28 protein-coding genes and 2 pseudogenes are annotated in these 24,689 nt (G+C 66.0%); 8 read left to right on the top strand and 22 right to left on the bottom strand.

The features are described 5' to 3' along the window. Positions 1 to 100 precede the first annotated feature (100 nt). From ROSELON_RS01235 to ROSELON_RS01215, 5 genes are all read right to left on the bottom strand, one after another. Entirely contained in the window at positions 101 to 739 is a 639-nt protein-coding gene (locus tag ROSELON_RS01235) for a protein-L-isoaspartate(D-aspartate) O-methyltransferase (protein WP_025310640.1), read from the bottom strand. Beyond that, positions 736 to 1,524, bottom strand: coding sequence for a 5'/3'-nucleotidase SurE (gene surE / locus ROSELON_RS01230; RefSeq protein ID WP_025310639.1), 789 nt, complete (start codon positions 1,522 to 1,524; stop codon positions 736 to 738). Before surE ends, ROSELON_RS01235 begins: the two co-directional genes overlap by 4 nt. A 265-nt stretch (positions 1,525 to 1,789) precedes the next feature. Then, entirely contained in the window at positions 1,790 to 2,548 is a 759-nt protein-coding gene (locus ROSELON_RS01225; protein ID WP_245605390.1) for a tryptophan-rich sensory protein, read from the bottom strand. Then, complete coding sequence (gene serS / locus ROSELON_RS01220) at positions 2,541 to 3,833, bottom strand: serine--tRNA ligase (protein ID WP_025310637.1); 1,293 nt, start codon at positions 3,831 to 3,833, stop codon at positions 2,541 to 2,543. The genes ROSELON_RS01225 and serS overlap by 8 nt, the downstream gene beginning before the upstream one ends. 161 nt (positions 3,834 to 3,994) lie before the next feature. Continuing rightward, positions 3,995 to 4,273 carry a DUF2177 family protein gene (locus ROSELON_RS01215; protein ID WP_025310636.1) on the bottom strand — a complete coding sequence of 93 codons (279 nt, stop codon included), beginning with the start codon at positions 4,271 to 4,273 and terminating at the stop codon, positions 3,995 to 3,997. Positions 4,274 to 4,312: 39 nt separating this feature from the next. On the opposite strand from ROSELON_RS01215, the pseudogene ROSELON_RS01205 reads away from it, so the two are divergent. Further along, positions 4,313 to 5,379, top strand: a pseudogene (locus tag ROSELON_RS01205) (IS3 family transposase); the annotation flags it as partial. 84 nt (positions 5,380 to 5,463) lie between these two features. On the opposite strand, the gene ROSELON_RS18005 reads toward ROSELON_RS01205, so the two are convergent. The 3 genes from ROSELON_RS18005 to thyX form a co-directional block, all read right to left on the bottom strand. Continuing rightward, the gene (locus ROSELON_RS18005; RefSeq protein ID WP_156945673.1) at positions 5,464 to 5,628 is read right to left on the bottom strand and encodes a DUF2177 family protein; all 165 of its coding nucleotides are present in this window, start codon (positions 5,626 to 5,628) and stop codon (positions 5,464 to 5,466) included. A 104-nt stretch (positions 5,629 to 5,732) separates the two neighbouring features. Continuing rightward, the gene (locus ROSELON_RS17685; RefSeq protein WP_084613585.1) at positions 5,733 to 6,530 is read right to left on the bottom strand and encodes a DUF3800 domain-containing protein; all 798 of its coding nucleotides are present in this window, start codon (positions 6,528 to 6,530) and stop codon (positions 5,733 to 5,735) included. Positions 6,531 to 6,541: 11 nt separating this feature from the next. Continuing rightward, the gene (gene thyX / locus ROSELON_RS01200; protein ID WP_025310635.1) at positions 6,542 to 7,447 is read right to left on the bottom strand and encodes an FAD-dependent thymidylate synthase; all 906 of its coding nucleotides are present in this window, start codon (positions 7,445 to 7,447) and stop codon (positions 6,542 to 6,544) included. A 227-nt stretch (positions 7,448 to 7,674) separates the two neighbouring features. On the opposite strand from thyX, the gene ROSELON_RS01195 reads away from it, so the two are divergent. Both ROSELON_RS01195 and ROSELON_RS01190 read left to right on the top strand, forming a co-directional pair. Then, positions 7,675 to 8,103: a VOC family protein gene (locus ROSELON_RS01195; RefSeq protein ID WP_025310634.1), complete on the top strand. Its 429-nt coding sequence runs from the start codon at positions 7,675 to 7,677 to the stop codon at positions 8,101 to 8,103. Then, positions 8,100 to 8,798, top strand: coding sequence for a DUF1194 domain-containing protein (locus ROSELON_RS01190; protein WP_025310633.1), 699 nt, complete (start codon positions 8,100 to 8,102; stop codon positions 8,796 to 8,798). Before ROSELON_RS01195 ends, ROSELON_RS01190 begins: the two co-directional genes overlap by 4 nt. 137 nt (positions 8,799 to 8,935) lie before the next feature. Here ROSELON_RS01190 and ROSELON_RS01185 read toward each other — a convergent pair whose 3' ends face one another. Genes ROSELON_RS01185 through yajC form a run of 5 tightly spaced genes read right to left on the bottom strand, consistent with a single transcriptional unit; the run spans position 8,936 to position 13,055 of the window. Further along, positions 8,936 to 9,289: an Mth938-like domain-containing protein gene (locus ROSELON_RS01185; protein ID WP_025310632.1), complete on the bottom strand. Its 354-nt coding sequence runs from the start codon at positions 9,287 to 9,289 to the stop codon at positions 8,936 to 8,938. A 42-nt stretch (positions 9,290 to 9,331) separates the two neighbouring features. Next, a complete protein-coding gene (locus tag ROSELON_RS01180; RefSeq protein ID WP_025310631.1) occupies positions 9,332 to 10,087 on the bottom strand; it encodes a sulfite exporter TauE/SafE family protein in 756 nt (251 codons plus the stop codon). Further along, complete coding sequence (secF, locus tag ROSELON_RS01175) at positions 10,080 to 11,048, bottom strand: protein translocase subunit SecF (RefSeq protein ID WP_025310630.1); 969 nt, start codon at positions 11,046 to 11,048, stop codon at positions 10,080 to 10,082. Before secF ends, ROSELON_RS01180 begins: the two co-directional genes overlap by 8 nt. A gap of 3 nt (positions 11,049 to 11,051) precedes the next feature. Further along, positions 11,052 to 12,719, bottom strand: coding sequence for a protein translocase subunit SecD (gene secD, locus ROSELON_RS01170; RefSeq protein ID WP_025310629.1), 1,668 nt, complete (start codon positions 12,717 to 12,719; stop codon positions 11,052 to 11,054). 51 nt (positions 12,720 to 12,770) lie between these two features. Then, positions 12,771 to 13,055: a preprotein translocase subunit YajC gene (yajC, locus tag ROSELON_RS01165; RefSeq protein ID WP_025310628.1), complete on the bottom strand. Its 285-nt coding sequence runs from the start codon at positions 13,053 to 13,055 to the stop codon at positions 12,771 to 12,773. A 279-nt stretch (positions 13,056 to 13,334) separates the two neighbouring features. On the opposite strand from yajC, the gene ROSELON_RS17200 reads away from it, so the two are divergent. Next, positions 13,335 to 14,786, top strand: a complete 1,452-nt coding sequence (locus tag ROSELON_RS17200) for a pentapeptide repeat-containing protein (protein ID WP_025310627.1) — start codon at positions 13,335 to 13,337, stop codon at positions 14,784 to 14,786. 67 nt (positions 14,787 to 14,853) lie between these two features. Here the strand turns inward: ROSELON_RS17200 and ROSELON_RS01155 are convergent, their stop codons facing one another. Next, entirely contained in the window at positions 14,854 to 15,822 is a 969-nt protein-coding gene (locus ROSELON_RS01155) for a glycosyltransferase family 2 protein (protein WP_198020781.1), read from the bottom strand. Between the two features lie 225 nt (positions 15,823 to 16,047). Further along, entirely contained in the window at positions 16,048 to 16,254 is a 207-nt protein-coding gene (locus tag ROSELON_RS01150; RefSeq protein WP_025310625.1) for a cold-shock protein, read from the bottom strand. Positions 16,255 to 16,497: 243 nt separating this feature from the next. Here ROSELON_RS01150 and ROSELON_RS01145 point away from each other — a divergent pair, with 243 nt between their 5' ends. After that, complete coding sequence (locus tag ROSELON_RS01145) at positions 16,498 to 16,821, top strand: arsenate reductase family protein (RefSeq protein ID WP_025310624.1); 324 nt, start codon at positions 16,498 to 16,500, stop codon at positions 16,819 to 16,821. On the opposite strand, the gene ROSELON_RS01140 is transcribed toward ROSELON_RS01145, so the two are convergent. The 5 genes and pseudogenes from ROSELON_RS01140 to ROSELON_RS18565 all read right to left on the bottom strand — a co-directional run. Beyond that, positions 16,779 to 17,351: a DoxX family protein gene (locus tag ROSELON_RS01140; RefSeq protein ID WP_025310623.1), complete on the bottom strand. Its 573-nt coding sequence runs from the start codon at positions 17,349 to 17,351 to the stop codon at positions 16,779 to 16,781. The two genes, ROSELON_RS01145 and ROSELON_RS01140, sit on opposite strands and share 43 nt — an antisense overlap. Before the next feature lie 3 nt (positions 17,352 to 17,354). Further along, on the bottom strand, positions 17,355 to 17,510 hold the full coding sequence (locus ROSELON_RS18000) for a hypothetical protein (protein WP_156945670.1): 156 nt from the start codon (positions 17,508 to 17,510) through the stop codon (positions 17,355 to 17,357). 51 nt (positions 17,511 to 17,561) lie between these two features. Continuing rightward, the gene (locus ROSELON_RS01135) at positions 17,562 to 18,101 is read right to left on the bottom strand and encodes an HvfC/BufC N-terminal domain-containing protein (RefSeq protein WP_051508331.1); all 540 of its coding nucleotides are present in this window, start codon (positions 18,099 to 18,101) and stop codon (positions 17,562 to 17,564) included. Then, positions 18,098 to 18,958 (bottom strand): MNIO family bufferin maturase, encoded by an 861-nt coding sequence (bufB, locus tag ROSELON_RS01130; RefSeq protein WP_025310622.1) that lies wholly within the window; start codon positions 18,956 to 18,958, stop codon positions 18,098 to 18,100. Before bufB ends, ROSELON_RS01135 begins: the two co-directional genes overlap by 4 nt. A 266-nt stretch (positions 18,959 to 19,224) precedes the next feature. Next, a pseudogene (locus tag ROSELON_RS18565) lies at positions 19,225 to 19,464 on the bottom strand (BufA1 family periplasmic bufferin-type metallophore); the annotation flags it as partial. Positions 19,465 to 19,818: 354 nt separating this feature from the next. Here ROSELON_RS18565 and ROSELON_RS01120 point away from each other — a divergent pair. Then, positions 19,819 to 20,187 (top strand): hypothetical protein, encoded by a 369-nt coding sequence (locus ROSELON_RS01120; protein WP_025310620.1) that lies wholly within the window; start codon positions 19,819 to 19,821, stop codon positions 20,185 to 20,187. A gap of 15 nt (positions 20,188 to 20,202) precedes the next feature. Here the strand turns inward: ROSELON_RS01120 and ROSELON_RS01115 are convergent, their stop codons facing one another. Both ROSELON_RS01115 and thrS read right to left on the bottom strand, forming a co-directional pair. Beyond that, a complete protein-coding gene (locus tag ROSELON_RS01115) occupies positions 20,203 to 21,129 on the bottom strand; it encodes a zinc-dependent alcohol dehydrogenase family protein (RefSeq protein WP_342665313.1) in 927 nt (308 codons plus the stop codon). A gap of 193 nt (positions 21,130 to 21,322) precedes the next feature. Further along, on the bottom strand, positions 21,323 to 23,278 hold the full coding sequence (gene thrS / locus ROSELON_RS01110) for a threonine--tRNA ligase (protein ID WP_025310619.1): 1,956 nt from the start codon (positions 23,276 to 23,278) through the stop codon (positions 21,323 to 21,325). A 104-nt stretch (positions 23,279 to 23,382) separates the two neighbouring features. Here thrS and ROSELON_RS18985 point away from each other — a divergent pair, with 104 nt between their 5' ends. Both ROSELON_RS18985 and ROSELON_RS18980 read left to right on the top strand, forming a co-directional pair. Next, on the top strand, positions 23,383 to 24,051 hold the full coding sequence (locus ROSELON_RS18985; protein WP_342665312.1) for a hypothetical protein: 669 nt from the start codon (positions 23,383 to 23,385) through the stop codon (positions 24,049 to 24,051). After that, on the top strand, positions 23,972 to 24,688 hold the full coding sequence (locus tag ROSELON_RS18980) for an MFS transporter (protein WP_342665311.1): 717 nt from the start codon (positions 23,972 to 23,974) through the stop codon (positions 24,686 to 24,688). The genes ROSELON_RS18985 and ROSELON_RS18980 overlap by 80 nt, the downstream gene beginning before the upstream one ends. Position 24,689 lies beyond the last annotated feature (1 nt).

Genomic DNA, 24,689 nt, shown 5'->3' with positions numbered 1-24,689 from the left:
CGTCAGTGCGGGCGGGGTCAAACCCCTTTTTGCGCGGTTCTACACCGAAGGCGCCCTTGTTTTCCAGTCCCCGGGGCCGTTCATCGGCAGGCATGCGCCGTCAATCGGCGGCCAACCCCTCGACCAGCGGGACGAAGCGCACCGGCATCAGTTCCTCGTAGTCGAACCCCTGTTCGGTCCGCGTGACCTTGATCAGGCTCTGCACATGGTCGGATTGGCCGACCGGCAGCACCATGCTCCCGCCGATCTTGAGCTGCGCCAAGAGCGGCCCCGGCGGGTCCTCGGCCGCGGCGGTCACCAGAATCCGGTCAAAGGGCCCCTGCTCGGGCAGGCCGAAACAGCCATCGGCGGTCAGAACGGTGATGTTGGAATACCCGCCGCGGGTAAAGATCAGCTCGGCCGCGCGCGTCAGGCTGCGGTGGCGATCCACGGTATAGACCCGGCGCGCCAGATGGCTGAGCACGGCGGCCTGATAGCCCGACCCGGTGCCCACCTCGAGCACGGTGTCGCGCGGCTGCACGTTCAGCGCCTGGCTCATCAGCCCCACGACCGACGGCTGGCTGATCGTCTGTCCGCAGGAAATGGGCAAGGGCATGTCGTCATAGGCGCGGTCGGCGAAATGCCCGCGCACGAAATCGCCGCGATCGACCTTTTCCATAGCCGAGAGGACGCGGGCATCGGTCACGCCCTTCTGGCGCAACTGGAACAGGAACTGCATCTTGCGTTCGGCGTCGCTCATGTCTCCAGCGCCGCCCTCAGCCCGTCCAGCGCCTCGTGGGCGGTCAGGTCCGCGCGCAGCGGCGTGACCGATATGTAGCCATCCAGATTGGCATGGGCATCGGTGCCCGGCTGGGTCGGCACATCCTGCGGGCCGCCCTTGATCCACAGGAACCGGCGGCCATTGGGGGCCAGTTGCGGCGTCATGGAAAACCCGGTGCCGCGCCGGAACCCCTGTGCGGTGACGCGGGTGCCTTTCACCGCGGCGGCGGCGACGGGCGGGAAATTCACGTTGTAGAACACGCGGTAATCCTCGCGGTCCCAATGCCCCTGATCCCACAGCGCGCGCACCAGGGCCGCCCCATGCTGCGCCGCGGCCTCGAAACTGTTCTCCAGCCCGAGATTGCCGGGACCATAGTATTGCGACATGGCAATGGCGGGCAGGCCCTGAAGCGCGGCCTCCATCGCGCCGCCGATGGTGCCGGAATAGAGCACGTTTTCAGCGGCGTTGTTGCCCCGGTTGACCCCCGACAGCACCAGATCGGGCGGCGTGTCGGCCAGAACGTCACTCAGGCCCGCCAGAACGCAATCGGCCGGCGTGCCCTCGGCGGCAAAGCGGCGCGGGCCAAGCTCGGCAATCATGGTGGGATGCACATAGGAGATGCAATGCGCCACGCCCGATTGCTCGAAGGCCGGCGCGACGGTCCAGACCTCGCCCTGGGGGCCGGCGACCTCGGCGGCGATGGCCTCCAGCACCTTGAGGCCGGGGGCGTTGATGCCGTCGTCATTGGTGATGAGGATGCGCATGGGGTCTCCGGCGGGTCTGGCGGAAAAACGGGATCGCCTCCGCGTGTAGCCCGTGGACCTTGGGCGAACAAGGGGGCCACCCCGCCACGCCCGCAGGACGTGCGCCTTCGGTCACGCCCCGCCACGCACTGCACCGCGCCTGTGCATCTTTATCCTTCAAATATGCCCGCCGGAGGCGTCAGCGCGGCAAGGGGCCCCTTGCCCCTTGTCGCGCTTGCCCGGGCGACGCGGCAAGGCCGCGGCGCAACTCCCCCCCCAGCCGGGATCAGCCGCGCAAAGCCAGCCCCTGACGCGCGGCCTGCCCCAGCAGCAGAAGCGCGCCGGCCGCCGCAGCGAATCCGTAAAGCGTGGGCCAGTTCGCTACCACGATCCCCACGGCGGCCCAGCCGGCGGCAAAGGCGTAGGTCGGCGTGCGCAGACGTTGGCTCAGCGGCAGAGCGATGCAAAGCGCCAGCAGCAGCCCCGCCCAACTGGCGGCCATGGGCGGCAGGAGGCCATATCCCATGACGACGGTCGCCGTGGCCACCGAACTGGCCGCCGTCAGCCACCCGGCATAAAGGCCCAGCGGCCAGGCCAGCCAGCTCCGGTCCCGCGTCGGTGCGCGCAGGAGCGCCCAGACCGCCCCGGCCCACATCGCCCAGATCAGGATCGTGGCGAGCACGGGCGAGGTCAGCGCGATGGGGATCCACGACGCCCCGACCGCCAGCGACATGAACAGGGGCCAGCGCGTGGCGTCCCAGTCTTCGGCGGTGTCGCGCTTGATCAGCCCGAACAGCGCCGAGGCCACCAGCCACAGGTAGATCACCCCCCAAATGGCAAAGGCGTAGCCCGCGGGCGTCACCGGCGGCTCGGCCACCGCGACGGGCATCTGCCCCGGCTCGAACCCGGTGAACGGGTCGTTGAACAGCGGCGATACGAAAAAGGCCAGCGCCGCGATCACGACGAAGACGGCCTTCATCCGCGCCGTGTCGCGCGGGTCGTCGGGGTTTTCGGGCGGCGGGTCGGTGCGGTCGATCTCAGTCAAGGGTTCCCTCGGGCGTGATGCGGCTTCTCCCCCCCATGTAGGGATGAAGCACCTGCGGCAACAGGACCGAGCCGTCTTCCTGCTGCCCGTTTTCCAGAACCGCGATCAGGCAGCGCCCGACGGCCAGGCCCGAGCCGTTCAGCGTATGGACGAACTCGGGCTTGCCGCCGCCCGCGGGGCGGAAGCGCGCGTTCATCCGCCGCGCCTGGAAATCGCCGCAGGTCGAGACGGAACTGATCTCGCGATAGGTGTTCTGGCCCGGCAGCCACGCCTCGATGTCATAGGTGCGCCGCGCGCCGAAGCCCATGTCGCCCGTGCACAGGACGACCGTCCGGTAGGGGATTTGCAGCGCCTCGAGAATGCCTTCGGCGCAGCGCAACATGCGTTTCTGTTCCTCGTCCGACTGGTCGGGATGAGTGATCGAGACCATCTCGACCTTCTCGAACTGGTGCTGGCGCAGCATGCCCGCCGTGTCGCGCCCCGCCGAGCCGGCCTCGGACCGGAAGCACAGCGAATGCGCGGTGTAGCGGCGCGGCAGATAGCTTTCCTCGACGATCGTGTCGTTGACGATATTGGTCAGCGACACCTCCGAGGTCGGGATCAGCCACCAGCCATTCGTCGTCTGGTAGCTGTCTTCGCCGAACTTCGGCAATTGCCCCGTGCCATACATGATGTCGTCGCGGACGAGGACGGGGGCGTTGACCTCGGTCAGGCCGTTTTCCAGCGTGTGAATGTCGAGCATGAACTGCGCGAGCGCCCGATGAAGGCGGGCGACGGCGCCCGACATCAGCACGAAACGCGAACCCGACAGTTTGGCCGCCGTCTCGAAATCCATGCCACCCTGAACAGCCGCAAGCTCGTAATGTTCCTTGGGTTGGAAATCGAAGTCGCGCGGCTTGCCCCAGCGGTGGATCTCGACATTGTCGGCCTCGTCCGCGCCCTCGGGGATGTCGTCATAGGGCAGGTTCGGGATGCCCGACAGCAGGTCGCGCAGGGCGGCGTCCTTGTCCTTGGCCTCATCCTCCAGGCGTGCGATTTCTTCTTTCTTTTCAGACACAAGCGCGCGGAGGCGTTCGAACTCGGCCTCGTCGCCGCTGGCCTTTGCGCGGCCGACTGCCTTGGAGGCGGCGTTGCGTTCGGCTTGGGCGGCCTCGGCCCGCGCGATGCAGGCGCGGCGGGCCTCGTCGAGGGCGAGGATCGCGGGCGATTGAGGCGCAAGGCCCCGACGGGCCAGCGCGGCGTCGAAGGCGTCGGGGGTCTCGCGGATGGCGCGGATGTCGTGCATGGGGGCCTCGGCTGAGCGACTGCGGTCGCGCGCGGGTATGCCAGAGCAAGGGGCGGGGGAAAAGCCCGGATCAGGGCGTCACAGCGCGTACACGGGCCGTACACAGCCTGTACATACGCGCCGCACGCGCCCGGATGCCGACGGCGCCCGGCGCGCGCGGTCTACCCCGTCACCGCCCGCGCGATCATCACACCGCCCCAGGCCGACAGGGCCGTCACCGCTGTGCCCCAGGCCAGGTCGACCGCGACCATCTGCGGATGCCAGTCGCGCATCACGGCCCAGGACGTGAACTCGTAGGTGCCATAGGCGAAAAACCCCAGCGCCGCCCCGTTCATGAGCGCCTGCACCGGCACCCCGTCGCGCAGCGCGGGCCAGCCGGCGAAATAGAGCACGCCGAACATGTAGGTGAAATATGACCTGAGACCCGTTTCCTCATCCATTTTGAGGTAGAGTCCGTCCCAACGAAGGAGACGGACGGAATGAAGAGATCACGGTTCAGCGAAGAGCAGATTATCGCGATCCTGAAGCAGCAGGAGAGCGGCCTGGCGACGGCGGATGTGTGCCGGGAACATGGGATCAGCTCGGCCACGTTCTACAAATGGAAAGCGAAGTTTGGTGGGCTCGAAGTGTCGGATGCCCGGAAGCTGAAGGCGCTTGAGGACGAGAACACAAAGCTGAAGAAGCTGTTGGCCGAGCAGATGCTGGACAACGCGATGCTGCGAGACGTTGCATCAAAAAAATGGTGACGCCCGCGGCCAGGCGGGAAGCCGTGGCGCATCTGTGCGAAGCGCACCAGGTGAGCCAGCGGCGGGCGTGTTCAGTTGTCGGGGCGGATCGGTCGAGCGTACGCTATCAAAGCGTGCGCCCGGACGATGCCGATCTACGCAAGGCGATGAAGGCTGTGGCGGCCGAGCGCCGTCGGTTCGGCTATCGGCGGGTGCATGTGATGCTGGAACGACAAGGCTGGCAAGTGAACCTGAAGAAGCTGAGGCGGCTTTACCGCGAGGAGAAGCTGCAGGTGAGGAAGCGCGGCGGTCGCAAACGGGCGCTCGGGACACGCAGGCCGATGCTGGTTCCGGAACGGCCCAATGAGCGCTGGAGCCTGGATTTCGTCTCGGACGCCTTTACAGATGGACGCAGGTTCCGGGTTTTGGCCATCGTGGACGACTTCAGTCGCGAATGTCTGGCATTGGTTGCGGACACTTCGCTTTCGGGGCTGCGGGTCACACGAGAGCTGTCAGCGATCATGGCCAGACGCGGACGACCCAGAACGATTGTCAGCGACAACGGCACGGAACTAACCAGTATGGCGGTGCTCAGATGGTGCCAGGAAACGCGGATCGGCTGGCACTACATCGCGCCGGGAAAGCCGATGCAGAACGGCTTCATCGAATCGTTCAACGGCAGCTTCCGGGACGAGCTCTTGAACGAGACCCTGTTCTCAACGCTGGCCGAAGCCCGTGAAAAGATCGGCGCATGGAAGGAGGACTACAACCGAAACAGACCCCACTCATCCCTGGGCAATCTCACGCCGCAGGAGTTTGCAATGAAATCGAGACTGGAAACGAAGGCCGCATGAGGCCAGAAATCAACCGACGGATTCTCCTGAAGGCTGGACGGAAGTCGGGTCTCAGGTCAAATAGAACAGCACCGCCGGCAACAGGCGAAACCCGCCCTCATAGAGCGCATCGCCCAGATGCCGCGCAAAGACCGGCTGGATCACCGAGCGCAACATGACCGCATCGGCGATCAGGAAGATAAGCGAGGTCGCGACGAAGAGGATGACGAGGGACATGGGCGCTCCGGCGGTTGGTGTGGAGCGGAGGTAGGGCGGTGGGGGGAGGTGTCGAGACCCGTAGGGCGGGACTTGTCCCGCCATGGCGCAACCGAGGAGTGCTTTTAGATAGGCGGCGGTGCCTTTGCCCTTTGGAATACTTCTTTAACGTTGCTATCCAACTCCAGCGCATCGAGCGAATGGATACACTTCAATCCTGCACCCAAAACTCGCCCAGCATCATCGGCAGCAAACCTTGAGGACAACTCTTGAAAATAGCGATACTCAGGAATGTAGTAGTTTGCCTTTGATTTGTTCACGCATTGAAATAGAGCATGAGACACAAGATCAGAAACTTCTAAAATATCTTCTTCACCCTTCAACCTTGTGGAAATACCGAAGGGGTTTAGGTGCTGTAGCGCCTTTGACTCCGGGAAAAATGGGTTGTCTTTAACCTTTGCGAGAAAACGTATCATGCGATCATAGTCATGATTCCTATTTTCAAGAATAACAGACACTTCTTCAGACGAAGAGATTCTCGGAGACAAGTATGTGAAGACTCTCTCCAATAGATATTGAAGACACTTATTATAGTAATGTTGCGGGTCTGACCCAATCTGCGACTTGTAATCCTTCAGGGTTGATTTTTTCGAAACCAACCCAAAGAATCGCACGGGCAATGTGGACACTGAACGGCAAAAGAAGACTTTCTGAGAGTGATTGAGGTCTGTGGCGTGTTTCCAGTTTTTCTTACCGATCGCGGACCTAAAAGCCTCAACCGCCTTCCTCACCTGAATTGCGGACGCGGGTTGGACAACACACGCCGCCAAAACAAAATAGGGTGAGGAGCCGGGTTGCTCTTCGTCGCGAACCCGGACGATGCCGGCATCACCACTCTCATCAATGTAAACTGAGAACGGCATCTATCCTCAGATCACCCAAACACCTCAACAAACTCCCGCCATTCCCCCTTGCTCATCCCGCTATTCTCCTGCGTCACGTCTTCCCCCGCCAGACGCCGCTTCAACACCTCGACCCCTTTCGCGCTCAGCGCCACGCCGCCCATGCGGTAATCCTCGAAGGCGCCATAGGCCGCGGGCACCCAGTCCTTCACCATGTCGGCAATGGCCTGCGCATAGACGCGGATCTCGTATTGCGCGTGCTCGTCCGCCCGCAGCCGCAGGAAGTGAAACAGGTTGTGCAGGTCCACCTTCCAATACCATTGCGTGTAGATATTGGCGGGCAGGTTCATCCGCGCCAATTCGCGCGCCAGCCCCTGCTGCCCGTCCTGTGACAGCATCGCCTCGTAATTGTTATAGGCGCGGCCCGCGTCGGATTTCAGGATCTCCAGCACCCGCGCAGCCTCTTCCCCCTGCAGCACCTCGCCCCGGCCCTGGTTGTTGACCGTCGATTGCGCGGCCAGCGCGTCGGGTTCGGGGATGTAGAACTCCCGGTCGAGGATCGAGTAGCGCGCGGAATACTCGTTCACATTCGCCGTGCGGTGCCGGATCCACTGCCGCGCGACGAAGACGGGCAGTTTGACGTGCAGCTTGATCTCGCACATCTCGAACGGGGTCGAGTGCCAGTGCCGCATCAGGTAGCGGATCAACCCGCTGTCATCGCGCGTCTTTTTCGTCCCCGCGCCGTAGCTGACGCGCGCCGCCTGCACGATGGCCGCGTCGTCGCCCATGTAGTCGATGACCCGCACGAACCCGTGGTCCAGCACCGGCACCGCCTTGTAGAGGTGCTGCTCCATCCCCGGGGCAACGGCGCGCAGCGTCGGCTGGGGGGTGGCGCGGGCGGCCTCGATCTCGGCCAGTTGGTCATCTGTCAGGGGCATGGGGGCGGGCCTTTCCTTGGCATGGGATTCGCTGGGGCGCGTTCACTACATTTTGCATCACTGGGCGGGCGGGCCGCAAGATGAAGGGGGGTCGATGGCATGGGGTGCCGTGTCGCATCGGCCCCCGCCGCCCCCGGCCACGTGAAATTTACCGCGCGGGCGGGCTGTGTTCGCGGTAGTCTCGCGCTAAGCTTCGCCCAGAGCGAGTCCGACGAAAGGGGAGCGGTATGGGACTGAAATACCTGCACACGATGGTGCGCGTGAAGGATCTGGAAAAATCCATGGCCTTCTACGAATTGCTGGGCCTGCGCGAAACCCGCCGGATGGAGAACGAGCCGGGCCGCTTTTCGCTGATCTTCATGGCCCCCCCGGGGCAGGAGGAGTGCCCGGTCGAATTGACCTACAACTGGGACGGGGATGAGGGGCTGCCCTCGGACAGCCGCCATTTCGGCCATCTCGCCTATGCGGTCGACAATATCTACGAGACCTGCCAGCACCTGATGGACAACGGCGTGACCATCAACCGTCCGCCCCGCGACGGGCGCATGGCCTTCGTCCGCTCGCCCGACAACATCTCGGTCGAGCTGTTGCAGGCCGGCGAGGCGCTGGCCCCGGCCGAACCCTGGGCCTCGATGGAGAACACCGGGCATTGGTGATCCGCCGCGCCCTTTTGGCTCTGGCGGTCGCGGCGGGCCTGGCCGCGCCCGCGCCCGCTACCGCACAAGAGCAGTGCCGCCTGGCGCTGCTCTTGGGTCTGGACGTGTCGGCCTCGGTCGATGCCGAGGAATACGCCCAGCAGATCCAGGGGCTGGCCGCCGCCCTGATCGACCCCAACGTGGTCGAGGCCGCCCTTTCGGGCAATGGCCCGGTGGCGCTTTCGATCTACGAATGGTCGGGGCGCTTTCAGCAGGACATCCTCGTCGACTGGACGATGATCCGCTCCGAGGCCGACCTGACCACCGTGGCCGAACGGGTGCTGCGCGCCACCCGCGCGCACGAGGATTTTCCGACCGCACTGGGCTATGCGCTCGGCTTTGCCGCCTCCCATTTCGCCGAGGCGCCCCCCTGCCTGTTCCAGACCCTCGATATCTCGGGCGACGGCCAGAACAATGACGGCTTCCCCCCCGAGGCCGCCTATGCCCATTTCCCGCTGGCCGGCGTCACCGTGAACGGGCTGGCCATCGGCGGCGCCTCGCGCGAGATCGAGCAGTATTATCTCGACGAGGTCATCCAGGGCCCCGGTGCCTTCGTCGAATTCGCCCGCAGCCATGACGAGTTCGCCGAGGCGATGCGCCGCAAACTCGAACGCGAATTGCGTGTCGTGATCCTCGGCCAGCTCGACCGCGACTGACCCCCGCGCATCCCGCCCCCATCTTTATCCTTCAAATATGCACCGTGCGGGACGCGCGCGCCGCGCAAGGGGCTCAAGGCCCCTTTCGCGGCGTCACCCCGGCGCCGCGCACAGCGCGGCGCAATCCCTCGGCGGTCTCAGACCGGCAACAGGGCCGCGCCCACGCGGCGTCCCTCGGCGATCAACACGTTGTAGGTGCGGCAGGCGGCGGGGCTGGCCATCGCCTCCACCCCGATCCCCGCCTCTTCCAGCCGCGTCCGCAGGTCGCCGGGCAGATGCGCGATCTCCGCCCCGGTGCCCACCAGCAGCACGTCGATTTCGTCCGCCCCCTCGAGGATCGGCTGGATCTCGGCATAGCCCAGCCAGGCCCGCACGCCCGTGGGCATCAGCAGCACGGCCCCCTCGATGCGCTCGCCGCCCAGCCGAAAGAACCCCGGCCCATAGCCATCCACGGGCTTGCTGTCGTCATAGGTGATCTCGGTGATGCGCATGGGGGCCTCCCGTCGGGTCGCTCGCGGTGCGTGTCTCGTGTCTCAGGTCCAGATCGGCAGGCCGGCGATCCCCGCCGCCCCGATCAGCAGATAGGCCGCGCCGCGGTAAAATCCCGCCCGCTCGGGCCGGAACAGGCGCGCCCCGATCCACGTCCCCATCCCATAGGGGATCAGAAGCAGCACGCCAAGGGCCAGCGCCCGCGCCGGCAACAGCCCCTGCAGCCAGAGCTGCGGCAGAAAGCTCAGCGAGGTCAGCGTCAGGAAGACCGCAAGATTGCCCCGCGTGACCGCCACCGGCTGCCCCGCCGTCCCGAGGTTGAACAGGATCACCGGCGGCCCGTTCAGCCCCGTCGCCCCGCCGGTCACGCCGGCCAGCGCGCCCACCCCCGCCCGCATCACCGGGCCGGGGGAAACCGGCATCCGCCATCCCATCACCAGGGCCGCCAGGGTCAGCAGCGTCAGCACGCAGACCGCCGCGCGGATCGCGTCCCCCGGCGCCAGGCGCAGGGCGGCCACGCCCAAGGGCGTCGCGACCAGACAGGCCAGGATCATCAGCCCGGTGGCCCGGCGGTCGGCCACCTTCCACGCGCCGGGCACCACCGTCACCAGCGAGGCCAGCGCCGATAGCGAAAACGCCGCCACCGCGATGGGGGGCGGCACGAAGATGGTCGCAAGCGGCATGAAGATCAGCGCCGAGCCGAACCCGGCAAAGCCGTAGATCAGCCCGGCGAGCGCCGAGGCCCCGCAGACCCAGATCACCCCCGGCTCGGACAGAGCCAGGGCCAGCCAGTCAGGCATCGATATCGGCGAATTGCGTGCCCCCGCCCGAGGACGGCTTGGACCAGTCGCGCTTGACCCCGATCATCAGCACCACGTTCTTGGCCACGTAGATCGAGGAATAGGTCCCCACGATCACGCCCCAGAAGATGGCGAAGACAAAGCCCCGAATCACGTCGCCCCCCAGCACCAGCAGCGCGATCAACGCGATCAGCGTCGTTCCGCTCGTCATCAGGGTCCGGCTCAGCGTTTCGTTGGCGCTGAGGTTCATCACGTCGCGCAGCGCGCGCTGCTTGTACTTGATCAGGTTCTCGCGCAGGCGGTCGAAGATCACCACCGTGTCGTTGATCGAATAGCCGATGATCGTCAGCAGCGCGGCGATGGTCGCCAGATCGAAGCGGATCTGCAGCAGGCTGAACAAGCCGATCGTCAGCACGATGTCGTGCACCAGCGCCGCGATGGCCCCGACCGAGAACTGCCATTCGAAGCGCAGCCAGATATAGACCAGCAGCGCGGCCAGCGCCGCCGCCACGGCCAGAAGGGCGGTCTGGATCAACTCGCCCGAGACCTTCGGCCCCACGGACTCGACCGAAGGGAAGGTCATCTCGGGGTCCAGCCCGCGCAGCGCCTCTTCCACGGCCAGGATGATCTCGGGCGTGACCGATTCCGCACCTTCCTGCGCCTGGATACGCACCATAGCCACGTTCTGATCGGCGGCGAAGGTGGGGTCGAACACCTCGGTGATCGTCACATCGCCGAGGCCCAGCGGCTCCAGCACCGCGCGATAGGCGCCCACGTCGATCTGTTGCGCCGACTCGGTGCGGATCGTGGTGCCGCCGAGAAAGTCGATGCCGAAATTCAGCCCCATGCTCAGCCAGATCCCGATGGACAGGATCATCGCGACCACCGAGGCCCCGAAGGTTGCCTTGGCGTATTTGAAGAAATCGAAATTCGTGTCCTGGGGAACCAGTTTCAGGCGCATGGCTCAGACCTCGATTGTCTTGGGGCGGGCCCGGTCGAACCAGGTCACGATCAACAGGCGGGTGACGTAGATGGCGGTGAAGACCGAGGTCATGATCCCGATCCCCAGCGTCACCGAAAAGCCGCGCACCGGCCCCGAGCCCAACGCGAACAGGATCACCGCGATGATGAAGGTCGTCAGGTTGGCGTCGATGATCGCACTCAGCGCGCGCTCGTAGCCCAGCTCGATCGCACGGGCCGGGCCGCGCGCGGTCTTCAACTCTTCGCGGATGCGCTCGAAGACAAGCACATTGGCGTCCACCGCCATCCCGATGGTCAGAACGATCCCCGCGATGCCCGGCAGGGTCAGCGTCGCCCCGATCAGGCTGAGCACGCCGAAGATCAGCCCCACGTTCAGGATCAGCGCGGTCGAGGCGAAGACCCCGAACAACCCGTAACTGGCGATCATGAAGACCAGCACGGCGGCGAAGGCCACCAGCGCCGCCATCTCGCCGGCCGCGATGCTGTCCGCGCCCAGTTCCGGCCCGATGGTGCGTTCTTCGAGGAAGGTCATCTCGGCCGGCAGCGCACCCGCGCGCAGCAGCACGGCCAGTTCGGTCGAGCTTTCCACCGTGAAGTTGCCGCTGATCTGGCCCGACCCGCCGGTGATGGCCTGCCGGATCACGGGGGCCGAGATCACCTCTTCGTCCAGCACGATGGCAAAGGGCGCGCCCACATTGGCCGCCGTGTATTCGCCAAAGGCCCGCGCCCCGGTGGTGTTGAAGCGGAAGGTGACGACCGGCAGGCCCGATTGCTGTTCGAAACTGGGCTGGCTGTCGACTAGGTCGTCGCCGCTGACGACCGGGGTCTGTTCGAGGATGTAGAACGTGCCCTCCTCGTCCATCGAGGGCAGGATCATCTGGCGCGAGGCGACATCGGCCTGCGGGTCATCGGTGCGTCCGACGACCGGGTGAAAGGTCAGCCGCGCGGTGGTGCCGATCAGGTCCTTCAACTCCTGCGCGCTGCCGATGCCGGGCACCTGGATCAGGATGCGGTCGGCCCCCTGGCGCTGGATCGTCGGCTCGCGCGTGCCAGCCTCGTCGACGCGGCGGCGCACGATTTCCACGGATTGCTGCATGGTCCGGTCATCCGTGGCCTCGCGCTCGGCCTCGGACAGGGTCACGATCAACAGATCGCCCTCGCCGCGGACATCCAGCGTCGAGGCGCCCACGCCGGTCAGGCTGGCCACCGGCTGGCCCAGCCCGCGCACGGCCGAAACCGCCTCGGGCAGGCCCTCGGGCTGGCTTACACGGACGTGCAACTCGCCCAGGGGGGCGTCCTGCCGCCGGATCGTGCCCACCGTGTCACGCAGATCGCGCAGCGTGTCGCGCACCTCGGGCCAGAGCGCATCCATCCGCGCCTCGTAGACATCGGCAACGCTGACCTCGGCCAACAGATGCGCCCCGCCGCGCAGGTCGAGCCCCAGGTTCACCAGCGTCGAGGGCAGGAAGGACGGCCAGCTCGACAGTGCTTCGGCCGCCGCGTCGCTGGTCACGCCGGTCTCTTCGACCTCGGCGAGGGCATCGTTGTACCGCTCGACCCGTTCGTAGAACAGGTTGGGCATGGCAAAGGCCAGCCCGGCCAGCACCACGGCGATGATGAACAGCCGGTTCCATAGGGGGATTTGCAGCATCTGGGGCCTGTCTGTCTTGGCGCGGGGCCGTCAGGCCCCATGCGTTGGGGCTCAGTCGTTGGCGGCGGGCTCGGTTTTCGAGCGGACCTGCGCGATGGTCGGGCGCACCACGCGCACCTTCACGCCCTGGCTCAGCTCGACCTCGACCTCGCCCTCGTCCTTGACCTTGGTGATCTTGCCGATCAGCCCGCCCTGCGTGACGATCTCGTCGCCGCGGCGCAGGGCCGCGACCATGGCCTGATGCTCCTTCACCTTCTTCTGCTGCGGGCGGATCAGGAGGAGATACATGATCGCGAAGATCAGGATCAGCGGGACGAACTGGGCGAAGGCTTCCATCGGGGTCCTCTGTCATGTCTGTCGGGGCGGATGGGTCCCCCCCGGTCAAAAGTCGCGGCACCCTAATTCCGGGGCGCTGCCTTGGCAAGGCGGCCCCGGCGGGCGCTTGGGTCCACATGGGCGCAGAAGGGGGTGGCGGCAAGGGGAAAGGGGCAATGGGGAGGCGCGCCTCGGCGAACCAGCCCTCCGTGGGACCGCACCCAACCCGGCCATTCCCTTTGCGATCAAGGCAGAACGTGGTTTGCTGTACGTAAGCCTATTTGACGAGGACCGCATTGAATGAGCCGAAACGATAGACAGCCGTCGCTCATCGATTGGCTCGGCCTGAGGGTTCAACAAGATTTCACCAAGGCACGCCCCTTGGGCGCAACCCTCGGCATCCTCCTGCTGCTGATAGGTCTCTTTCTTCTGTTCCTGCTCGGCGCGACCATTTGGGATTTCTTCCAAGCGGCCCTTCGCCTCGGTCCCTATGCCGAGGACGCCACCGGCGAGGCGATCCGCAATACCGGCCTTGTGCTGGTCGCGTTTTTCGGGGCGCCCTTTCTCGTCTGGCGCACATGGGTCGCTGCACGTCAGGCCGATTTGCAATTCGAGGCTCTGTTCAATGACAAGATCAACGCGGCGGCCACCGGCCTTTCAGCACGGCAGGAGGTGACACGTCTCGTCGAGGAAAGCGGCACCCACAGAGTTTTGTCAGAATGGCAAGACGATCTCGTCACCCGGGCAACCGCCATTGACCGGCTGGAAGGTTTGGCGATCGAGGCGATCGAGCGCGGCGATTTCGCACCGGCCCAGCGGATTGCCAAGCTTTTGTCGGTCTATGTCCAAGAGCTCAGCCGCGAGCATCCGGCTCGGGAAAACCCCGCCGATATCTGGGCGCGCCTAACAAAAGGGGCGGATCACTCGCCCGCTTTGCAGCCGAGTGACATTTCAAAAGACTACGGAATTCTTCCCGATCAGATTACGCCCAAGGGCCAACGTGCTTGGTCCGGGTCGCTTGCCGGTTTGAAACGATCGGACCTGGAGCGCGCCGTCCAGAGCCTTGGCCGGATCAATCCAAGAAACGACCGGGCGCGTTCCGAGTTCAATCCGGCAAACATTGTTCTTCGTGGCTGCAATTTGCAGGGGCTGGACCTGTCGGAACTGAACCTGCAAGGGGCGCTGCTCACGAATGCGAAACTGCAAGGCAGCAACCTGTACAAAACCTTCTTGAACGCCACCGACCTGTCCGGAGCAAATTTCCTTGGCGCGAACCTCGACTCGGCATTTCTGAATGACGCGGTCCTCGACTGGGCCAACTTCCAGTGGGCGCGGATGATGGGCGCGCAACTTGTGCAGGCGCAGATGCTCATGATTGCCATGCAGGGCGCGATGCTGCGCGGGGCCAACTTGCAGGGCGCAAGGGTCGGCAAGGTCGACCTCAGGTCGACGGACCTCGGCCGCGCGCACTTGGAGGGCGCGACCCTGAAACAGGTCGATCTGCGCGGGGCGTTTCTTGACGAAACCCTGTTCTCCGAAAAAACCGACTTTCAGCCCGAAAACATGGGCGGTGCGGCCACACGCAAACTGCAACCTGTCGCGGCCACGGAACTTGCTGTCTACAGCACCGCGATCTTTCAGGACGACAGCCTCAAGTCCAATCCAAACCAGGTCACCGAGTCACCCTTCCATCTGGCGTGGAGGAGTTGGGCCAAACGCGAGCATCCCGAAGTCATCATTGCGGGCGACTGACGTAGTCCCCGCGTATGTACAGGCTGTGTACGCCCTGTGTCCGCGCGGTGGCGGGATGAATCCCGCCCTACGCGGCGCCGGTTTTGGGCATGGTCTCGGCGGCGTCTGCGGCCTGCATCTGCGCGCGGGCCTGTTCGAAGCGGGCATAAGCGGCGGCCTCGATCTCGGCGATGTCGCGGTCCATGGCGCGCAGGCGCTGCATTTCGAGGCGCAGGGCGGGCAGGTGACGCTGGATCAGCGTTTCCTCGATATCGTTGACGTTGGCGGCGCGATACCAGCGGGCGCCGACAGTGTAGCGCGACTTGAACCGGGTCTGCATACCGCCGCCGCGCCGGGCCTTGAGGGCAAAAAGGTCTTGCGTGCGCACGGCGTAGTGGTTGATCACCGCGCCTTCCATCGGCAGGTGACGCTTGCGGTTCACCGTGCCGTCACCGGCGTTGCGATGGTCGCTTTCGGTGGGATGGTACATCGCCCCCGGATGCAGGCCGCGGCCGACAGCATTGGCCAGCGTGACCTCGGCATGGGCCGGTTTCTTGGGCATATGCGCATTGCCGCTGGCAAATAGCCCGGGCCGGAACATGGTCTTCTGCATGGCGGTGAACGGGCGGGCGCGTTCGGCGGCCTGCGTCAGGATCTGGGTCTGGAGACCGCCCTCGGGCCAGTGATCGCGGCCGCTGTCGCCAAAGAGCCGCCAGATCAGCGCGACGGCATCGGCATGGTCGACCCGCGGCAGCCAGTCCGACAAAAGGCCCCGGCCGTCATAGATGTTCAGGAATTCGTCGGCGTCGATGTGCAAAAGCCAGCGGAGGTCGTCCATCTCGGCCCGGGCCAGCACCTTTTCGAGGGCGGCCACCTGTGGCGGGCTGTCGCCATGGTCGTCGTTTCGGATATGGGTCAGGATGCCCTGCCGCGCGAGCCGGTCACACAACTCGTCCGTGCCGTCGCTGCAATGATTGGTGACGACATAGACGTCGTCAAAGCCGATGACCCTGTGATAGGCCACCCACTCGGTGACGAACATGCACTCGTCGCGCATGCACGCCATGATGGCGGTCCGCATTGCTCTGCCTCAAGATTTTTATCTTTCACAGAACCATCGGCCGCTTCGGACGCAAAGGGAATCGCCCTCGTGCACGAGCATCGTGTGGTGTGTCCGGTCCGACACACCCGTCAGGGCGCGACAGACCACACCGCAATGCGGGTCTGCCCATGACGGTCAGGCCCGATCGGGGCGGGTGCGGGGCGTCTGGCCCCGGCGCGATCAGAGCTTGACCAGATCCACGGCCGAGGACCGGCCATCGCGGCCTTCGCGCAGCTCGTACTGGATCTTGGTGTCGTCGGCCAGGCCGGTCATGCCGGCGCGCTCCACGGCCGAGATGTGCACGAACACGTCCTTGCCGCCATCGTCGGGCGCGATGAAGCCATAGCCTTTGGTGGTGTTGAACCATTTCACGGTGCCGGTGGGCATCGGTCTTTCCTTCTCAAGTCTCACGTTTTGGCCCGCCCGCGTCATGCGGCGGGATGGTGCAGCAGCCGTCTCCGTGACCGATTTGCTGCCTTCTTGAGAGGGGCGGTTCAGCGGGAAACCTGTCGTCACAACAAAAATGATGGCGCAGCGCGAGGCCAAGACAAGGGGGAAGTGCTGGCGCCCGCCGAGATTGGCGTTAATTTGCGCAAGCAAGGGACGCGGATGCCGGAAAAGGGGGCGCGGATGATCGTTTACGGGCTGAAAACCTGCGATACCTGCCGCAAGGCAGTGAAGGCGCTGCAGGGCGCGGGGCATGACGTGCGGCTGGTCGATGTGCGGGCCGCGCCGCTGACCCCGGACCAGATCGAGGCGTTCGTGGCAACCTTTGGCGAAAAGATCGTCAATCGCCGCTCGACCACGTGGCGCGGCCTGTCCGAGGTGGAGCGCGCCCTGCCCGAGGCCGATCTGGTCGCGGCGCATCCTTCCGTCATGAAGCGTCCGGTGATCGACGCGGGCGGCCCGCTTTACCTGGGCTGGGATGCGGGCGTGAGGGCGGCGCTGACCTGACGGCCCAGCATCGCGTCGACCGAGACCGGCCCGGCCCCGCGCAGGACGATGATACCCAGCAGGAACACCCAAAAGGCGCGCTGATCGGCGATGAGGCCCGAGGCGTCGGCGTCGAACCACGCGCCCAGATCCGCGCCGCCCACGCCGTGGCCGACGATATCCACCCAGGTCTGCACCGCGACAAAGCCGATCATCCCCAGCGCCGAGAGGCGCGTGAACAGGCCCAGCACGATCAGCGCGGGCAGGAGGAACTCGGCCCAGGTGCCCAGCAGCACGACGGGCGCAGCCAGCGGCCCAAGGGCCGAGGGGTCATAGCCCGCCGCCTCGAACTGGCGCGGAAGGATCTGGATATAGGCCCCAAGCTCGAGCGAAAACGGCCCGCCCGACAGTTTGGTCACCCCGGAATTCCAATAGTAGACCAACAGCGTGCCGGCAAAGATCAGCCGCGCAGCGGTGGGGATCAGCCACGGGGCAAGCGCCGTTTCCAGCGCGGCAAAAAGGCGATTGTGCAGATGGATCAGGGCGCGCATGGCTCAAACCTCCGGCGTCGCGGTGTCGAGCGTCAGTGCGCCCGAGGTGAGGAACAGGGTGAGAAGGGCCGCCATGTCCGCGCCGGGATGGGCGGCCTGGGTGGCGGTCAGCGCCTCGGCCAGGGTCAGATGGCCCTTGAGGTGACGGGCCAGCGTCAAACCGCCCTCGGGCAGGGCAGTGGGGGGCCGGGTCGAACTGCGCGCGGGCGATCAGGATGTCCGTCGGGGGCGGGGGGCGGGTTTGGGCCCGCCGCTGGTGGTAAAGCGCCAGATCGACAGGATCGGGTGGCGCGAGGACATCACCAGCGTGGCCGGCGCAAGACGGGGCCGCAGGGACAGGACGCTGCCAGCATCGTGGTGCGAGACGTCCAGCGGGTGCGCGTCGGCGGCGTGGTAGCTTTGGCGCAGGCCAAGCTCCAGCCGCGCCATATCGGGCAGGTAGGGCAGGTGGGCGACGGGTGGAAACCCTGACAGGAAGCCGGGAAACGTCCCGCCCCAAAGCGGCAGGCGCGGGTCCTCGGGCGGGCAGGCGCGGAAAAAGACACCGGCCATGGCGTCGAAGAATTCGGCCCCGACCAGGCGTTTGATGACCGGAAAGCCATCGCCCAGCGCCGCGATCAGCGAGGCGGCGACATTGTTGCGGTAAACGGCGAACCGTTTCGGCGCGGGGCGGCCCATCGGGTCGGTCAGGCCGGGGGGAATGGGGGCGTCCGCGTCCAGCAGGGCGGTGGCGAAGGCGTCTTGGGTCATGCGCCCGCCTCCACCGGCGACAGGATGGCATCGGCGCGCGCGGCCTCGGCCCGCAGCGTTGGCCAGTCGGGCACATCGGTGTCCCATTCGATCAGCGTGGGGCGCGGGCCGCCGCGCGACAGCGTGTGGGCGTAAAGCGTCCAGACCGGATCGACCACGTTGCGCCCGTGGCTGTCGATCAACAGCCGCGCGCCGTGGTCATCCTCATCCTCGTCATGGCCGCCGAGATGGATTTCGCCGACCGCGTCCAACGGAAAGGCGTCGATATAGGCGCGGGCGTCCCAGTTCTGGTTGGTGGCCGAAACGAAGACGTTGTTGACATCCAGCAGCAATCCGCAGCCGGTGCGCCGCGCGATCTGCGACAGGAAGGTCACCTCGTCCATGTCGGTCTCGGCAAAGGCGAGGTAGGTCGAGGGGTTTTCCAGAAGGATGCGGCGGCCCAATGCCTCTTGCACTTGGTCGATATGGGCGCAGACGCGGGCCAGCGTCGCCTCGGTATAGGGCAGGGGCAGCAGGTCGTTCAGGAAGCCCGTGTCATGGGTCGACCAGGCCAGGTGTTCGGAAAAGCTGGCCGGGTGTAGCCAGTCACAAAGGCGGCGCAGCCGGGCAAGGTGGGCGCGGTCCAGCGGACGGTCCCCCCCGATCGACAGGCCCACACCGTGGACAGACACGGGAAACTGTTCGGAGAGGGCACGCAGTTGCGCCATCGGTCGGCCACCGGCCCCGAGGTAGTTCTCGGCATGGATCTCGACCCAACCGACCGGGCCGGGGTTTTCCGTCAGCGCGGTGAAATGCTGCGGCTTGTAGCCGACACCGACAGTGGCAGGCAGGGACTGGCTGGGGGCGGTGTCGAGCATGGGCGGCCTCGGCGGTCGTGTGGCGTTTCGGGGGGCGTTTGGGGGGCGGAGCGGGGCACGCCGCACGCATGGGCGCGCCCCCTCCGCCTTGGTCGGGCGGGTTACATCGACAGCATGCTGTTGACGTCGTCGGGCGAGATGTAGGTGGCGATCACATCCTCGCTCAGCCCGTCGGGCAGGTCGCGGTTGATGCCCTCGTAATCGGCCTGCATCGATTCCTGGCCCCATTCCTGCAACTGCGCCTCGGTGACGCCCATGCGGCCGTCGGGCAGGTCCATGTCGTTGCAGGTGCCGGCGGGCACCAGCGTCCAGGCATTGCCCTGGTAATCGACGGTCGAAGACCCGGCACAGGTCGTGCCCGGCCCGGCGGCGCAGCTGTTCTCGCCGGCGAGGCTGACGCCAAAGCATTTTTCGTTGGCCTGCGCGGTCGCCTCGGTCGTGGCATAGGCGCTAACGGCGGCGGTGGCTGCGCCCAGCAGGGCGATGGATTTGGTGACGTTGGTCATGGGTGTCCTCATGGTTCCCGAATGGTTCGTGACAGCACGGTCGGAGTGTCGACCGCTGGGAAAAGACTGGGCGGGGCAGCCCATCACAGGCCAGTCACAGGGGTGTGCAGCACGGGCGCGTGACGCGGGGCGAGCGGGGCGTGAAGATCGTGGGCGATTTGAAAAACGATGATTTTCAGATGCCTGGAGGGGATTCCCGCGCTGGAAGCTTGGCGGCGTCAACCAGATTGTTTCCGCCCGGCAGGGGGGAAAGCCCGCAATTGTTTCACCGTGTGGTTGAGCCGCGCACCCCTTGGGCGGGACAGGGCGGCCCTCTATCTGCTAGGAACGCATCGACATGACAGGAGTGTGACCATGCGCAACGCCGCCCTTGTGCTCGGGCTGATCGGTGGGATCTGGGCGATGATCGTCGGGTTCTTCGTCTATGGCTATATCGAGTTCATTGACTGGTTCGGCGAGGTGCCGGATCTGGCCCGTCAGGTCGAGGACCCGGCGCTGTTCCGCACGGTGTCGATCCTGTCGCCCGTCCTCGCCATCGCGGGCGCGGCCATGGCCAAGGTGCGCGCGCTCTGGGGCGGGGTGTTGTTGCTGATCGCCACGGCGGGGATCTGGCATGCCTTTGGTTTTGGCGTGTTCACCATGTTCTCCATCGCCATGTGCGGGCTTGCCGGATTGCTGGCCATCGCCGCCGGCAAGCCCGACGAGGAAAAGGCCCATTTCTGACGCCGCCCGGCCCGGTCAGTCGCCGATCTGCACGCAAATATTGGCGAAGGTGGCTTGCGCCTCCAGCGCGCGGAACGCTTCGGGGGCGTCGTCGAAGGCGACCGCGCGCCCCACGACGGGGTGGATGGCATGGGCGGCGAGCGCGCGGTTCAGTGCCATGAGCCCCTGTTTCGAGCCGACGGTGACCGAGCGCAGCGTCATCTGACGGGTCAGGATCGCGGGCAGGAACAATTCGGCCGTGTTGCCGGTGACGTTGCCGACCAGGATGATCTGGCCGCCGACGCGCGTGGCCTTGATCGAATGCGGCAGCGTCGCCGCCCCGCCCAGTTCCAGCACCCGGTCCACCCCACCATCGCTGGCCGCGCGGGCGGCCTTGGCCCAATCCTCGGTCGCCGAGCGGTCGATCACGAGGTCCGCGCCCAGGGCGCTGACCCGCGCGGCCTTCTCCGGCGACGAGGTCGTGACGATGGTCCGTATCCCCGCCGCCCGGGCCAGTTGCAGCGCCATCAGCGCGACGCCCCCGGTTCCTAGGATCAACAGCGTTTCGCCCACCCGCATGGGCGCGTCGCCGAACAGCGCGCTCCACGCCGTCAGACCGGCGCAGGGTAGCGTCGCGGCCTCGGCGTCGCTCAGGTGACCCGGCACATGCACAAGACCGCTGGCCGGAAATACCCGCTCCGTCGCCAGGACGCCGTCGAGCGGGCCGCCAAGCCGCCCGATTTCCAGGTCACGCGGCGGGCCGCCGCCCGCCCAGTTCTGGAAGAAGGCGGGCGAGACGCGGTCGCCCACGGCAAACCCGGTCACCGCCGCGCCCACCGCCCGCACCACCCCCACCCCGTCCGAGAGCGGGATCAGCGGCGGCTGCACCGCGCGCCCGTGCTGGCCGCGCAGCACGACGAGGTCGCGGAAATTGAGCGAGGCCGCGCGCATCCCCACCAGCACCTCGCGCGGACCGGGGGTGGGGCGTGTCGCGCTCTCTCAGAACCAGATTGTCGTAGCCGAAGCCCGCCTCGAACGACCAGTAGCGCATGACACCCCCTCCAATTTCCGTGCGCGCAACATGGCAGGGGTGCGCGCAACAAAAAAGGGCGATGCAGCGTCAGCCACATCGCCCCGTCTGTTTCTGTGCCAGTCCTCAGCCCTTGCGCGCGAGGTCGGGGGCCACGGCCTCGGCCGCCAGCATGGCGACAACCTCGTCCAGCACCATGACCGAGGTCTGCTTTTCGCCCAGACGGCGCAGGGTGACGGTGCGGTCCTCGACCTCCTTGCGGCCGATGGCGAGGATGACCGGAACCTTGCCGACCGAATGTTCGCGGACCTTGTAGTTGATCTTCTCGTTGCGGATGTCGGCCTCGGCCCGGATGCCGCGCGCGCGCAAGGCTGCGACCACCTCGTGCACGTAGTCGTCCGCCTCGGACACGATCGAGGCGACGACCACCTGACGGGGCGCCAGCCAGAAGGGCAGCTTGCCCGCGAAGCTTTCGATCAGGATGCCGATGAAACGCTCGAACGATCCAAGGATCGCACGGTGCAGCATGACGGGGCGATGCTTGGCCCCGTCCTCGGCCACGAAATCGGCGTCCAGACGGTCGGGCAGGACGAAATCCACCTGCAACGTGCCGCATTGCCAATCGCGCCCGATGGCGTCGGTCAGCACGAATTCCAGTTTCGGCCCGTAAAAAGCGCCTTCGCCCGGGTTCAGCTCGAAATCATAGCCCGCGGCCTCGGTCGCGGCCTTCAGCGCGCCTTCGGCCTTGTCCCAGACTTCGTCCGAACCGGCGCGCTTTTCGGGCCGGTCCGAGAATTTCACGGTAAAGCTCTCGAACCCCAGATCGGCATAGACCGAGGCCAGAAGGTCGATGAATTTCTTGGTTTCCGCCTCGATCTGTTCCTCGCGGCAGAAGATATGCGCGTCATCCTGCGTAAAACCGCGCACGCGCATGATGCCGTGCAGCGCGCCCGAGGGCTCGTAGCGGTTGCACGAGCCGAATTCGGCCATGCGCAGCGGCAGGTCGCGGTAGGATTTGAGGCCCTGATTGAAGATCTGGACATGGCCGGGGCAGTTCATCGGCTTGAGCGCGTTGACCGATTTCTCGCGCGCGTGTTCCTCGTCCACTTCGACGATGAACATGTGCTCCTGGTATTTCTCCCAGTGGCCCGAGGCCTCCCACAGGCGGCGGTCGACGACCTGCGGGGTGTTCACCTCGACATATCCGCCCTCTTCCTGACGGCGGCGCATGTAGTTCTGCAACTCGGTATAGATGCGCCAGCCATTCGGATGCCAGAAGATCTGGCCGGGCGCTTCCTCCTGCATGTGGAACAGGTCCATCTCGCGGCCCAGCTTGCGGTGGTCGCGTTTGGCGGCCTCCTCCAGCATGGTCAGGTGCTTTTTCAGATCGTCGCGGTTCTTGAAGGCGACGCCGTAGATGCGTTGCAGCATGGCGCGGTCGCTGTCGCCACGCCAATAGGCGCCCGCGACGCTCATCAGCTTGAAGGCGTCGGCGGGCAGTTGCCCGGTGTGCTGCAGATGCGGGCCGCGGCACAGGTCCTGCCAATGGCCGTGCCAATACATGCGGATCGGCTGGCCTTCGGGGATCATGCCGACCAGTTCGACCTTGTAGGGTTCGTTGTTGGCCTCGTAGAACTTCACCGCGCGGTCGCGGTCCCAGACCTCGGTGGTGACCGGATCGCGGCGGTTGATGATTTCCTTCATTTTCGCTTCGATCTGGCCGAGGTCCTCGGGCGTAAAGGGCTCTTGCCGATCGAAATCGTAGTACCAGCCGTTCTCGATCACGGGGCCTATGGTGACCTTCACGTCGGGCCAGATCTCCTGCACGGCGCGGGCCATGACATGGGCGAGGTCGTGGCGGATCAACTCCAGCGCGGGGGCGTCGTCCTTCATCGTGTGAATGGCGATCTGCGCGTCGGCCTCGATGGGCCATTGCAGGTCCCAATGCGCGCCGTTCACCGAGGCGGAAATCGCCTTTTTCGCGAGCGAGTTGGAAATGCCGGCGGCGACCTCGGCAGGCGTGATGCCAGCGTCGAAGTCACGCGAATTGCCATCGGGAAAGGTGAGGGAGATCTGGGCCATCCTGGCCTCCTCGTCGGTTTGGCGCCCACGGAACGCCCGGTTGCGGGTTATGTGATGCGCGCTATGTGACTCCCCCTCATGGCGAAGTCAACGGGGAGAGGCACGTGACGGCCCGCGACCTGCAAGACGCGACATTCGAGGCGCTGTTCGACACCGATCAGGACGGTGCGCAAACGCTGTCCGACAAGGCCGCCGAGGCCGAGAAGGGCAACGCGCTGCGTCATGTCATCAGCCTGTCGATGACCAAGCTGGCGGACGGGTTCATCGACCCCAAGCTTGTTCTGTCTTGGCTGGTGGGCGCGCTGGGCGCGCCGGCGCTGTTCGTGGGCCTGTTGGTGCCGATCCGCGAGGCCGGCGCCCTGTTGCCGCAGCTCTTCTCGGCCGGTTGGGTGCAGGCGCAGCGCCGGCGCAAATGGATCTGGGCGGCCGGTAGCCTGACACAGGGGCTGGCGGCGGCGGGGATCGTGCTGGCGGCGCTGCTGCTGCAAGGCTGGGGCGGCGGGCGCGGCGATCTGCGCGCTTCTGGCCGTGCTGGCGGTGGGGCGGTCCTTTTGCTCGGTCAGCTACAAGGACATCCTGGGCCGCAGCGTGGGCCAGACGCGGCGCGGCACGGTGACGGGGCTGGCCGGGTCGGTCGCCTCGGTCGGGGTGATCGGCTTTGCGGCCTACATGCTGGTCGGGCCGGGGGCCGAGATGACCGTGATTTTGATCGCCATCGGGGCAACGGCGGCGCTGTGGGTCGCGGCGAGCGTGCTGTTTTCCACCTTGCGTGAGCAACCCGCGGAAACGGCAGAGGCGGGCGGGGAAGGGCCGCTTGCCGCGCTGTCCTACCTGCGCGAGGATCGCGTTCTGGTGCGTTTCATCCTGACGCGGGGCCTTTTGACCGCCACTGCGCTGGCGCCGCCCTTCCTCGTGCTGATGGCCGGTGGCCAGGACGGCTCGGCCCTGTCGCAACTGGGCGCGCTGGTGCTGGCCTCGGCGTTGGCATCGTTCGCGTCGTCTTATGTCTGGGGGCGGCTGGCCGACCGGTCCTCGCGGCAGGTGCTGATGCGGTCGGGGCTGTTGGGCGCGCTGGCGCTGGCACTGGCGGTGGGCCTTTCTTTCGCGCATCTTTTCGCGCAGGTCTGGGTCGCCTCGGGCGTGCTGTTCCTGCTGATGATCGCCTATCACGGCGTGCGGCAGGGGCGGTCCACCTACCTGACCGACATGGCCCCCGAAGAGGCGCGCGCCGGCTATTCGGCGGTGGCCAACACGGTGATCGGCACGCTGTTGTTGATCTCGGGGGCGTTCGGCGGGGTGGCCAGCCTGCTGGGGGCGGAATGGGCGGTGGCGGGTTTTTGCCTGATGAGCCTAGCCGCGGCGGCGGTCGCCCGCGGGTTGCCAGAGGCGGAGGAGGTCGATCGCGGCTGAT

Source organism: Roseibacterium elongatum DSM 19469 (assembly GCF_000590925.1).
Lineage (GTDB): Bacteria > Pseudomonadota > Alphaproteobacteria > Rhodobacterales > Rhodobacteraceae > Roseibacterium > Roseibacterium elongatum.
The sequence above is the reverse complement of the archived record's forward strand: the minus strand, read 5'-3'. Positions and strand labels throughout refer to the sequence as shown.

Excerpts from the sequence above, each read along its gene's own strand:
- ROSELON_RS01235 (WP_025310640.1), bottom strand. The coding sequence starts at position 739 with ATGAGCGACGCCGAACGCAAGATGCAGTTCCTGTTCCAGTTGCGCCAG.
- surE (WP_025310639.1), bottom strand. The coding sequence starts at position 1,524 with ATGCGCATCCTCATCACCAATGACGACGGCATCAACGCCCCCGGCCTC.
- serS (WP_025310637.1), bottom strand. The coding sequence starts at position 3,833 with ATGCACGACATCCGCGCCATCCGCGAGACCCCCGACGCCTTCGACGCC.
- ROSELON_RS01215 (WP_025310636.1), bottom strand. The coding sequence starts at position 4,273 with ATGGATGAGGAAACGGGTCTCAGGTCATATTTCACCTACATGTTCGGC.
- ROSELON_RS18005 (WP_156945673.1), bottom strand. The coding sequence starts at position 5,628 with ATGTCCCTCGTCATCCTCTTCGTCGCGACCTCGCTTATCTTCCTGATC.
- ROSELON_RS17685 (WP_084613585.1), bottom strand. The coding sequence starts at position 6,530 with ATGCCGTTCTCAGTTTACATTGATGAGAGTGGTGATGCCGGCATCGTC.
- thyX (WP_025310635.1), bottom strand. The coding sequence starts at position 7,447 with ATGCCCCTGACAGATGACCAACTGGCCGAGATCGAGGCCGCCCGCGCC.
- ROSELON_RS01195 (WP_025310634.1), top strand. The coding sequence starts at position 7,675 with ATGGGACTGAAATACCTGCACACGATGGTGCGCGTGAAGGATCTGGAA.
- ROSELON_RS01185 (WP_025310632.1), bottom strand. The coding sequence starts at position 9,289 with ATGCGCATCACCGAGATCACCTATGACGACAGCAAGCCCGTGGATGGC.
- ROSELON_RS01180 (WP_025310631.1), bottom strand. The coding sequence starts at position 10,087 with ATGCCTGACTGGCTGGCCCTGGCTCTGTCCGAGCCGGGGGTGATCTGG.
- secF (WP_025310630.1), bottom strand. The coding sequence starts at position 11,048 with ATGCGCCTGAAACTGGTTCCCCAGGACACGAATTTCGATTTCTTCAAA.
- secD (WP_025310629.1), bottom strand. The coding sequence starts at position 12,719 with ATGCTGCAAATCCCCCTATGGAACCGGCTGTTCATCATCGCCGTGGTG.
- yajC (WP_025310628.1), bottom strand. The coding sequence starts at position 13,055 with ATGGAAGCCTTCGCCCAGTTCGTCCCGCTGATCCTGATCTTCGCGATC.
- ROSELON_RS17200 (WP_025310627.1), top strand. The coding sequence starts at position 13,335 with ATGAGCCGAAACGATAGACAGCCGTCGCTCATCGATTGGCTCGGCCTG.
- ROSELON_RS01155 (WP_198020781.1), bottom strand. The coding sequence starts at position 15,822 with ATGCGCGACGAGTGCATGTTCGTCACCGAGTGGGTGGCCTATCACAGG.
- ROSELON_RS01150 (WP_025310625.1), bottom strand. The coding sequence starts at position 16,254 with ATGCCCACCGGCACCGTGAAATGGTTCAACACCACCAAAGGCTATGGC.
- ROSELON_RS01145 (WP_025310624.1), top strand. The coding sequence starts at position 16,498 with ATGATCGTTTACGGGCTGAAAACCTGCGATACCTGCCGCAAGGCAGTG.
- ROSELON_RS01140 (WP_025310623.1), bottom strand. The coding sequence starts at position 17,351 with ATGCGCGCCCTGATCCATCTGCACAATCGCCTTTTTGCCGCGCTGGAA.
- ROSELON_RS01135 (WP_051508331.1), bottom strand. The coding sequence starts at position 18,101 with ATGACCCAAGACGCCTTCGCCACCGCCCTGCTGGACGCGGACGCCCCC.
- bufB (WP_025310622.1), bottom strand. The coding sequence starts at position 18,958 with ATGCTCGACACCGCCCCCAGCCAGTCCCTGCCTGCCACTGTCGGTGTC.
- ROSELON_RS01120 (WP_025310620.1), top strand. The coding sequence starts at position 19,819 with ATGCGCAACGCCGCCCTTGTGCTCGGGCTGATCGGTGGGATCTGGGCG.
- thrS (WP_025310619.1), bottom strand. The coding sequence starts at position 23,278 with ATGGCCCAGATCTCCCTCACCTTTCCCGATGGCAATTCGCGTGACTTC.
- ROSELON_RS18980 (WP_342665311.1), top strand. The coding sequence starts at position 23,972 with ATGACCGTGATTTTGATCGCCATCGGGGCAACGGCGGCGCTGTGGGTC.